9 protein-coding genes are annotated in these 9,317 nt (G+C 65.4%); 8 read left to right on the top strand and 1 reads right to left on the bottom strand.

From position 1 onward, the window contains the following. The 4 genes from eutC to ACOJTD_RS26260 form a co-directional block, all read left to right on the top strand. A partial coding sequence (gene eutC / locus ACOJTD_RS26275; protein ID WP_420135787.1) for an ethanolamine ammonia-lyase subunit EutC occupies positions 1–638 on the top strand: 638 nt, incomplete at its 5' end. Positions 639–938: 300 nt separating this feature from the next. Continuing rightward, positions 939–3,305: an efflux RND transporter permease subunit gene (locus tag ACOJTD_RS26270; RefSeq protein WP_420135786.1), complete on the top strand. Its 2,367-nt coding sequence runs from the start codon at positions 939–941 to the stop codon at positions 3,303–3,305. Positions 3,306–3,425: 120 nt separating this feature from the next. Further along, the gene (locus ACOJTD_RS26265; protein ID WP_420135785.1) at positions 3,426–4,763 is read left to right on the top strand and encodes an acyclic terpene utilization AtuA family protein; all 1,338 of its coding nucleotides are present in this window, start codon (positions 3,426–3,428) and stop codon (positions 4,761–4,763) included. Positions 4,764–4,811: 48 nt separating this feature from the next. Further along, complete coding sequence (locus ACOJTD_RS26260; RefSeq protein ID WP_420135784.1) at positions 4,812–5,138, top strand: AtuA-related protein; 327 nt, start codon at positions 4,812–4,814, stop codon at positions 5,136–5,138. Between the two features lie 124 nt (positions 5,139–5,262). Here ACOJTD_RS26260 and ACOJTD_RS26255 read toward each other — a convergent pair whose 3' ends face one another. Further along, entirely contained in the window at positions 5,263–5,760 is a 498-nt protein-coding gene (locus ACOJTD_RS26255) for a hypothetical protein (RefSeq protein WP_420135783.1), read from the bottom strand. A 405-nt stretch (positions 5,761–6,165) separates the two neighbouring features. On the opposite strand from ACOJTD_RS26255, the gene ACOJTD_RS26250 reads away from it, so the two are divergent. From ACOJTD_RS26250 to ACOJTD_RS26235, 4 genes are all read left to right on the top strand, one after another. Beyond that, complete coding sequence (locus ACOJTD_RS26250) at positions 6,166–6,408, top strand: hypothetical protein (protein ID WP_420135782.1); 243 nt, start codon at positions 6,166–6,168, stop codon at positions 6,406–6,408. Between the two features lie 254 nt (positions 6,409–6,662). Continuing rightward, positions 6,663–7,541, top strand: a complete 879-nt coding sequence (hpnC, locus tag ACOJTD_RS26245) for a squalene synthase HpnC (protein WP_420135781.1) — start codon at positions 6,663–6,665, stop codon at positions 7,539–7,541. Beyond that, the gene (gene hpnD / locus ACOJTD_RS26240; RefSeq protein ID WP_420135780.1) at positions 7,538–8,377 is read left to right on the top strand and encodes a presqualene diphosphate synthase HpnD; all 840 of its coding nucleotides are present in this window, start codon (positions 7,538–7,540) and stop codon (positions 8,375–8,377) included. The genes hpnC and hpnD overlap by 4 nt, the downstream gene beginning before the upstream one ends. After that, positions 8,377–9,317 (top strand): hydroxysqualene dehydroxylase (locus tag ACOJTD_RS26235; RefSeq protein WP_420135779.1); only part of this gene is annotated, 941 nt, incomplete at its 3' end. The genes hpnD and ACOJTD_RS26235, both read left to right, overlap by 1 nt.

The following is a 9,317-nucleotide window of genomic DNA, read 5'->3' as shown; positions in this document are numbered from 1 at the left end:
GCGACGCGGTGCATGCACCGTTCGATGCCGCCGCGCTGGGCGCCGACCTGGAAGCCCTCGGCCTGACGCCGCTGCTGGTGGCGAGCCGGGCCGGGGGCCGCCGCGACTACCTGGCGCGCCCCGATCTCGGCCGGCAGCTCGATCCTGCCGCGCACACCGTACTCCAGCAGAAGACCTCGGCCGCAGATCTCGCGGTCGTGGTCGGCGATGGACTGTCGCCGGTCGCGGTTTCGGCCCAGGCCGTCGAGGTGGTTGGCAGGCTGCTGCCGCGGCTCTCTGCTGCGGGCATCAGCGTCGGTCCGGCGGTGGTGGCGACGGGCGCCCGCGTCGCGCTGGGCGATGAGATCGGCGCGCTGCTCGGCGCCCGGATCGTCCTGGTGTTGATCGGCGAGCGGCCGGGTCTCTCTGCGCCGGCCAGCCTCGGTGCCTATGTGACGCTCGGCCCGAAGCTCGGCCTCACCGATGCGGACCGTAATTGCGTCTCCAACATCCACGCCGCGGGGATTTCGGCCGATGAGGCCGCGTTCAAGATCGCGTGGTTGGTGCGTGAGGCGCTGTCACGGGGCGTGTCCGGTGTTGCCCTGAAGGACGAAAGCGGGGAAGGTGCCTCCGCACCGGAGCTGACGGCGCCCGTGTGACGCGCGGCATGGCACCGGATCGCGCGGGCCGTGCGAATCTGATCGAGTGTGCCCCGTGCGCTCCCTCGCGGGGGGCGTCGGGCTGTACTCCACTCGATGAAACAATCCCATGTCGTCACGGAAGGTAGCGTTTTCGGGCGAAGTGCAATCCGGTTCGCATTACGAAAACGCGTCGAAATTATCCTAGAGCGCTGGGTCTGATTCGATCAGAACCGGCTCGCTCGGCGTCTTTCGGTGCGGCGGGTCGCAATCGTGCCGGAATTGTCGCGGACTTGAACGATCGCCAGAACGGAACAGCGCATGCTGCACAAGAACATCACGGACTCCGAAGTCGACGAGCTGCACCGCAGGAAGCTCAGCATCGCCTTCGGGCTGGAGCGGATGGGACTTATCGCGGTCCGCGCACCGATCCTGTCCTGCCTTATCCTGGTCGCGCTGGTCGTCGCCGCCATCTTCGGCATTCAGCGCATCAAGATCGACGACTCGCTGAGCCAACTGTTCCGGTCCGACACGAAGGAATTCAAGCAGTACGAGGAAGTCACCAAGCGCTTCCCGTCGACCGAATACGACGTGCTCGTGGTGGTCGAAGGCAAGACCCTTCTCGAACGTGAAAATCTTGAGAAAGTCCGCGACCTCGTCACCGACCTGCAGCTCGTTGATGGCGTTCGCGGCCTGATTTCGCTGTTTTCGGCCCGGCAGGCGCCGGAGCCCGGCAAGCTGCCGGCCGCGCTATTCCCGAACGAACTGCCGGAAGGCGAGGCCTACGACAAGTTCATCGCCACAGTGAAGAGCAACGAAATCATCCGCGGCAAGCTGCTGTCGGAGGACGGTACGCTGGCGCTTATCGTGCTGTCGCTGTCGCCCGAGATCGTCAGCAACAACAAGCTCTCCACCACGATCGGCGAAATCCGCAAGGTGATGGCGGAGGACCTCGAAGGTAGCGGCCTGTCGCGGCAGTTGTCGGGCGTGCCGGTGATGCAGCTCGAAATCCGCAATGCGGTCGAGCGCGACGGCCTGATCTACAACATTGCCGGCATCCTCGCCGGCTGCATTATCGCCATCCTGTTCTTCCGCAAGATCTCGTTCATGGTGGTGGCGGCATTTCCGCCGCTGCTGGCGATCCTGCTGTCGCTCGGCGTGCTCGGCTGGACCGGCTTCAGCCTCAACATGTTCCTCAACGTGATGACGCCGCTGATCATGGTGATCAGCTTCGCCGACTCGATGCAGCTCACCTTCGCGGCAAGAGACAGGCTGATCGCCGGAGAGGACAAATATACGGCGTTCAAGAATGCAGTGCTGGTGGTCGGGCCGGCCTGCGTGCTGACCCACGCCACGGCGGGCATTTCCTTCATCGCGCTGCAGTTTTCAGACTCTGAACTGATCCGCGCGTTCGGTGAGGCCGGTCTGGTCGCCACCGTGATCGCGTTGATCGCGGTGCTGTCGCTGGTGCCAGTGTTCGGCGTGCTGCTGGTGCGCAACGAGCAGGCGTTCGCGGCGAAGTTTCAGGGCGCCGACCTCGGCGTCAACGCGCTGCGCCGATTCTGCGCTTTCATCGCGGTGCGGATGGTCGGCCACCCCGGCCTGTTCAGCCTGCTGGCGCTGCTGCTGGTCGGTGGCCTGGGCGTGATCTACGCCAATCTGGAGCCGCGCTACCGGCTCGCCGATCAGGGGCCCGACAAGGAGCAGGCGGTGCAGGCGAGCGACCGGCTCGACGCCAAGCTCACTGGCGCCAATCCGATCGACGTGCTGATCGAATTCCCGAAGGGCCAGACGCTGTACTCGCCCGAGACACTGCAGGTGATCGCCGACGTCCATAGCATGGTCGAGAAACAGGCCGGCGTTGGAAACGTCTGGTCGCTGGAGACGCTGCGGCGCTGGCTGGCCGAGAAGGCGCACACCAACGACGTGGCGACGCTCAAGGAATATGTCGACGTGATTCCCGAGCATCTGGTCCGGCGCTTCATCTCCGCGGATCAGACCGCTGTGGTGGTGTCGGGCCGTGTGCCGGATCTGGATTCGTCGCAGATCCTGCCGGTGGTGCAAAAGCTCGACCATGCGCTCGACACGGTGCGGCAGAAGTATCCGGGCTACGAGGTCGCGGTCACCGGCCTGTCGGCGATCGCGGCGCGCAACAGTGCAGACATGATCTCGAAGCTCAACCACGGCCTGACCATCGAATTCCTGCTCGTGGCGGTGTTCATCGGGCTCGCATTCCGCTCGGTGGTGGTGATGCTCGCCTGTATTCTGCCGGGCATCTTCCCGGTCGTGCTGTCTGGCACCTTGCTGTGGGTGATGGGAGAGGGGCTGCAATTCGCCAGCGTGGTGGCTCTGACGGTGTCGTTCGGCCTCGGCCTCAGCGCGACGATCCACTTCCTCAACCGGCTGCGGCTCGAAAGCCCGCCCGGCACCAGTGCAGCGTTGGCCGTCGAGCGCGCCACCGTGCTGGTCGGTCCGGCGCTGATCCTCACCACCGTGGTGCTGGCCTGCGGCCTCGGCGTTACGGTGTTCTCAGACCTGCCGTCGCTGCGGCTGTTCGGGTGGCTCAGCGCCTTCGCCATGGTGGCGGCGCTGATCGCCGATCTGTTCATCCTGCGCCCCACCGCGATGTGGCTGATCAGCATGGCCGAACGGCTGCGCGGCCGGGGCAAGGCCGGGACGGTGATCTGATCTCCCAGCCGCGCCACTCGCGCGCGGCTCGGATCTCTTCGGAAACCGCGGAGCACGACGTGATGAGCCTCGTCTGCGTCGGGTTCGGCCTGTCTCCGCTCTGACCAGGGAGGTGCCCGCGTGAGAACCATCAGGATCGGCTCGGGCGCGGGCTATTCGGGCGACCGTATCGAGCCAGCGGTCGAACTCGCCGAGAAGGGCGACATCCAGTATCTCGGCTTCGAATGCCTCGCCGAGCGCACGATCGCGCTGGCGCAGCAGGAGAAGATGAAGAACCCCGACGCAGGATTCGATCCGCTGCTGGAGCAGCGGATGCGCGCGGTGCTGCCGATCTGCAAGGCGCGGGGCATCAAGGTCATCACGAATATGGGCGCCGCCAATCCGCGCGCCGCGGCTCAAGCCACCGCGCGGATCGCCAAGGATCTCGGCGTCAGGACCCTCAAGATCGCCGCGGTCGGCGGTGACGACGTGCTCGACGCCTGCCGTGACGGCAATCTGCCGTTCCTCGAGCTCGACGGCCGTGTCGGTGACCTCGGCAACCGGCTGCTGTCGGCCAATGCGTATCTCGGCGCGGAGCCGATCGTACGGGCGCTCGCTGCGGGGGCCGACGTGGTGATCACCGGCCGCGTCAGCGATCCGGCTTTGTTTCTGGCGCCGCTGATCCACGAATTCGGTTGGGCGCTCGACGACTGGGACCGGCTGGGCAAGGGCGTGCTGGTCGGCCATCTGCTCGAATGCGCCGGCCAGATCACCGGCGGTTACTTCGCCGATCCCGGCTTCAAGGATGTCGAAGGACTGGCCCGGCTCGGCTTCCCGATCGGAGAGGTGAGCCAAGACGGCGAGGTGGTGATCACCAAGGTCGCGGGATCAGGCGGCGCCGTGACGGAGGCGACCTGCAAGGAACAGTTGCTGTACGAAATCCATGATCCGGCCAACTACATGCAGCCCGACGTCATCGCCGACTTCTCGCGGGTTCGGATCGAGCAGATCGGCCCCGATCGCGTTCGCGTTTCGGGGGCGACCGGCAAGCCCGCGACCGACACGTTCAAGACCTCGGTCGGCTTCATCGATAGCTATGTGGGCGAGGGGCAAATGTCCTATGCCGGGCCTGGCGCGGTCGCGCGCGCACGGCTTGCGCTCGATATCGTCCGCGAGCGGCTCTCGCTGTGCAGCGTCCGGCTCGACGAGGCGCGCTTCGACCTGATCGGCATGGATGCGCTGCATGGTGCGGAATTGTCGGCAAGGCACGAGCCTTATGAGGTCCGCATCCGCGTGGCCGGCCGGACCGGCAACCGCGAGGATGCGGTGCTGGTCGGTAACGAGGTCGAGACGCTCTACACCAACGGGCCGGCCGGCGGCGGCGGCGCCTTCAAGGCGGTGCGCGAAGTCATCGCGGTGGCTTCGGTGCTGGTGCCTAAGAAGCTGGCGTCACCGACGTTGCAGATGTTCGACGTGTAATCGGCCAGCGCCGCGGCCTGCCTGCGACACAATCCGGAGATTTCCGCCATGAAGCTGCGCGACCTCGCTCATTCCCGCACCGGCGATAAGGGCAACACCTCGAACATCTCGGTGATCGCCTTCGATCCCGCCAACTATGCGTTGCTGCGCGAGCACGTCACGCCGGAACGCATCAAGTCGCTGTTCGCCGGCATCGTCCATGGCGAGGTGACGCGCTACGAATTGCCGAATATCGCGGCGCTCAATTTCGTGCTGACCAACGCGCTCGGCGGCGGCGTCACCCGATCGCTCGCTCTCGACGCCCACGGCAAAAGCCTCAGCTCAGCCCTGCTGGAGCTGGAATTGCCGGAGCAAGGCGCTGCGGAATCTGCCTGACGCAACTGTCGGAGGCTGCCCGCGCCGGAATCACGTTTCATGATCGTGCAAACCAAAAGCCCCAGGACGATCCGTCCGGGGGCTTTTGTTTTTAATCGGCTTGCAGCCAAAGCGTCGCGAGAAATCAGCCCTTGGTCATGCTGATGTTGACGCCGCGGATGTCGCCCTTCGAGCTGATTGCGACCGACTGCTTGTTGCCGCGGGTGGTCAGCGAGATGCTGGCGGCGAAGCCGGCGGCCTCGACGAACACCTCGATATTGCCGCCGCCGGCCTTGCCCTGCAGGTTGCCGTTGATGTTGCGGCTGGCTTCGCTCCAATTGCCCGAGATGCGGTCACCGCTGCTGGCGACGTCGGCGGACAGGTCGAACTTGTAGCTGTCGCTGGCGCAGCGCAGGGTCTGAGTCAGCTGGTTACCGCCGCCGCCGACCTTGTAGGTGGCTCGGCAACGGATCCGCTCTTTCGTCCCGTCGGACAACGCCACGGTGCCGGTGCCCGACCACGCGCCTTCGAAGCCTGCGAACGGCCCCTCGGCGTAGCTGGCCGAGGCCGACAGCAGCATCGCAGCGGCGACGCCGGCGGCCTTCAGCGCATGAAGCGAAGAGGATGAACGAAGCAGTGTCATTCTTGTCTACCCCTGAAAAATCGTGCCGAAACGACGCTGCGCCGTATCAGCCTGTTAGTGTCTTTGCGTACCGACAGGTTCAAATCAAATAATATCGCGCTTGGTTCCGCGCAAACGAACTCGGCGACGAGCAAACCCGGGCTGTAGCACGCCGGCCACGGCCGCGATTGGACGGAACAGGTCGCAATTGTCGCAAATTCGCAACGTCACGCGAAGAAATCCCTCAGCCTGACGACTGCATTTGAAACATGGTCGCATGTGTCGCAGTATCGGTGCAAATTCGGCCGCATTCGGGGCCGATGACTGTGTAAACCTCAGAGTCGATCGAGCCTTCGCAGCCTTTGGCTCCGCCTTGCCGCTGGTCGATGCTCGATTGAAATTCCCCCGCACCACCGAAGGAAGAAAATGCATAAGATCTTGCTTGCGCTGACGTTGCTGCTCGTCCCGGTGTCGACCGGCGCCTATGCTCAACAGCAACAGCAGCGCAGCGGAACGCCCGAAGAGCAGGCTGCCTGCTCGCGGGACGTGTCGCGCCACTGCCGTGCACTGATGGACCAGGGCGATTTCGCGATCCTTGCCTGTCTGAAGGAAAACCGCCCGAAGATCAGCCGCGCCTGCAACCAGGTGTTGCTCAACCACGGCCAATAATCGCATTCGCCGACCGGGCGGGCCGAGCGCCCGCTGCGGCTTTGCAGCCACGATCTGAGGCGGGCGTTGCTCGGTCGCAATCAGCCCGCGTCAATATCGTTGGTTTCACCGGCGAATTTCCCGTATATGGCGTGCGCGAACGGATCAGCCCGGGATACCGGGAGGGTCCGTTCGTGGCGTTTTTTCATGTCCGAACTCGAGAGTTTGAATTCGAGAGTTGGACGCCCTGTTCGAACCGAGCGTTAGCCAGAACGATGACGTCTGCGAGCGAATTGCGATCCGGCAAGACCCACCGGGATGAAAACTTCCCGGTCGCGTCGTGGATCATCCATCCGCGGCATCGCGAGTTGATTCTGGCGTTCTATAATTTCGTCCGGACCGCCGACGATATTGCCGACCACGCGATGCTCGATGCGCCGACCAAGTTGAGCTTCCTCGATCTGCTCGAAGCCGAGCTGCTCGGCCGCGGCGAGACCCAGGCGGAGGCGGTCAATCTGCGCAAGGCGCTGGCCGCGCGCGGGATGCCGCCGCGCCATGCGCTCGATCTGCTCACCGCGTTCCGGATGGACGTCACCAAGCTGCGCTACGAGGACTGGGACGAAGTGATCCACTATTGTCGCTATTCGGCGATGCCGGTGGGCCGCTTCATGCTCGACGTCCATGGCGAGAGCACCTCGACCTGGGCGGCGTCCGACGCACTGTGCGCCGGGCTGCAGATCAACAATCACCTGCAGGATTGCGGCAAGGACTATCGCAATCTCAATCGCGTCTACTTGCCGCGTGACGCGCTGGACGCGGTCGGAGCCAAGGTTGATGAGCTCGGCCTACTGAAATCTTCGCCTGCGCTGCTGCAGTGCCTGCAGGACCTTGCTGCGCGCAACGACGTGCTGTTGGGCGAGGGCCGGTCGCTCGCCGGTGAGATCAAGGATTTCCGCCTCGGGCTGGAAGTGTCCGTGATTCAGAGCTTCGCCGATCGGATCGTCAAGATGCTGAAAGTGCGCGATCCCCTGAGCGAGCGCGTGCATCTGAAGTCGATCGAATTCCTGTTTGCCTCGGTCGGCGCGGTGGGATCGGAAATCGCCCGCCGCACTTTCGGGAGGGGGGCGGTGTCGAAGCCGGCGCCGCGCGCATGACCATGCAGTCCACTTCAGATCCGGCCGAGCATCAGGGCGTTGCGGTCGGTAGCTCCTTCTATGCCGCGATGCGCATCCTGCCGCGCCCTCAGCGCGAGGCGATGTTCCAAGTCTACAGCTTCTGCCGCTACGTCGACGACATCGCCGATTCCGATCAGCCGCGCGACGTGCGGGCCGCCGGCCTGCAGCGCTGGCGCGAGGACATCGACGCGCTGTATCGCGGGTCGCCGCCGCCGCGGCTGGCCGATTATCAGGAATCGGTCCGCGCCTTCGGCCTGAAGCGCGAGGACTTCCTGGCGATCATCGACGGCATGGAGATGGACGTCACCGCGGACATCCGCGCGCCGAACGACGCCACGCTCGATTTGTACTGCGATCGGGTCGCGAGCGCGGTCGGCCGCTTGTCGGTGCGGATCTTCGGTCTGCCCGAACAGGACGGCATTCTGCTGGCGCATCATCTCGGCCGCGCCCTTCAGCTCACCAACATCCTGCGTGACATCGACGAGGATGCGGGTCTCGGCCGGCTGTATCTGCCGCGCGAGGGACTGCTCGCGGCCGGCATCACCAGCCTCGATCCGATGACTGTCGCCGAAGATCCGGCGCTGCCAAATGTCTGCGCGCCGCTGGTGGCGCGGGCCTTGAAGCATTTCGACGCCGCGGACGTGGTGATGAGCCGCAATCCCCGCCGCGTCGTCAAGGCGCCGCGGATCATGGGCAAGTACTACTTCTCCATCCTTCAGCTGCTGATCGCGCGCGGCTTCGCGCCGCCGCGGGCGCCGGTCAAGCTCGGCAAGGCGGCGAAGATCGGCATTTTGCTGCAATACGCGATCGTGTGATGTCGAAAATCGTTCACGTCATTGGTGCTGGAATCTCCGGTCTCGCCGCCGCGACCAAGCTCGCGCGCGCGGGCTACACCGTCCGGGTTCACGAGGCGATGCAGCAGGCCGGCGGCCGCTGCCGCTCCTATTTCGATGCCCAGACCAATCTGGTGATCGACAACGGCAACCATCTGCTGCTGTCGGGCAATCACGCCGCACGTGACTACGCGCGTTCGATCGGCACTGAGGCGGGGCTGGTCGGCCCGGCCGGCGCGGAATTCGACTTCATGGATTTGAAATCGAACGCGCGCTGGAAGCTCGATCTCGGCCGCGGTCGGCTGCCGTTCTGGCTGTTCGATGCCAAGCGCCGGGTGCCGGACACCTCGATCGGCGATTACCTGGCGCTGGCGCCGCTGCTATGGGCGCCCACCAGCAAGCTGATCGGCGACACGATTCCGTGCCGCGGTCCGCTGTACGACCGGCTGGTGGCTCCGCTGCTGCTCGCCGCGCTCAACGTCGATCCGCCGGAAGGTTCGGCGGGTCTGGCCGGCGCGGTGGTGCGCGAGACGCTGCTGGCGGGCGGCCACGCTTGCCGGCCGTTGATCGCGCGTGACGGCCTCAGCGCCGTGCTGGTCGAGCCGGCGGTCGAGCAACTCGCCCGCAGCGGCCCGGGCGTGCAGTTCGGCCACGAGCTGCGCTCGCTGACGACTGCCGGCGACCGCGTCGGCGCCCTGAATTTCGGCGGCGAGGACGTGGTGGCGGTCGGCCCCGACGACGCGGTGGTGCTGGCGGTGCCGCCGCGCCCGGCGGCGTCGCTGCTGCCCGGCCTGAAGACGCCGCAGAAATACCGCGCGATCGTCAACGCCCATTTTGCCTATGCGCCGCCCGCCGGCATGCCCGCGCTGACCGGAGTGATCGGCGGCGTGGTGGAATGGCTGTTTGCGTTCCCGAACCGGCT

This window comes from Rhodopseudomonas sp. (genome assembly GCF_048594845.1).
In the GTDB taxonomy this organism is placed as follows: domain Bacteria; phylum Pseudomonadota; class Alphaproteobacteria; order Rhizobiales; family Xanthobacteraceae; genus Rhodopseudomonas.
The sequence above is the reverse complement of the archived record's forward strand: the minus strand, read 5'-3'. Positions and strand labels throughout refer to the sequence as shown.

What these genes read in the sequence shown, in the direction of transcription:
- hpnC (WP_420135781.1), top strand. Translation starts at nt 6,663, where the DNA reads ATGACGTCTGCGAGCGAATTGCGATCCGGCAAGACCCACCGGGATGAA.
- ACOJTD_RS26270 (WP_420135786.1), top strand. Translation starts at nt 939, where the DNA reads ATGCTGCACAAGAACATCACGGACTCCGAAGTCGACGAGCTGCACCGC.
- ACOJTD_RS26250 (WP_420135782.1), top strand. Translation starts at nt 6,166, where the DNA reads ATGCATAAGATCTTGCTTGCGCTGACGTTGCTGCTCGTCCCGGTGTCG.
- hpnD (WP_420135780.1), top strand. Translation starts at nt 7,538, where the DNA reads ATGACCATGCAGTCCACTTCAGATCCGGCCGAGCATCAGGGCGTTGCG.
- ACOJTD_RS26255 (WP_420135783.1), bottom strand. Translation starts at nt 5,760, where the DNA reads ATGACACTGCTTCGTTCATCCTCTTCGCTTCATGCGCTGAAGGCCGCC.
- ACOJTD_RS26260 (WP_420135784.1), top strand. Translation starts at nt 4,812, where the DNA reads ATGAAGCTGCGCGACCTCGCTCATTCCCGCACCGGCGATAAGGGCAAC.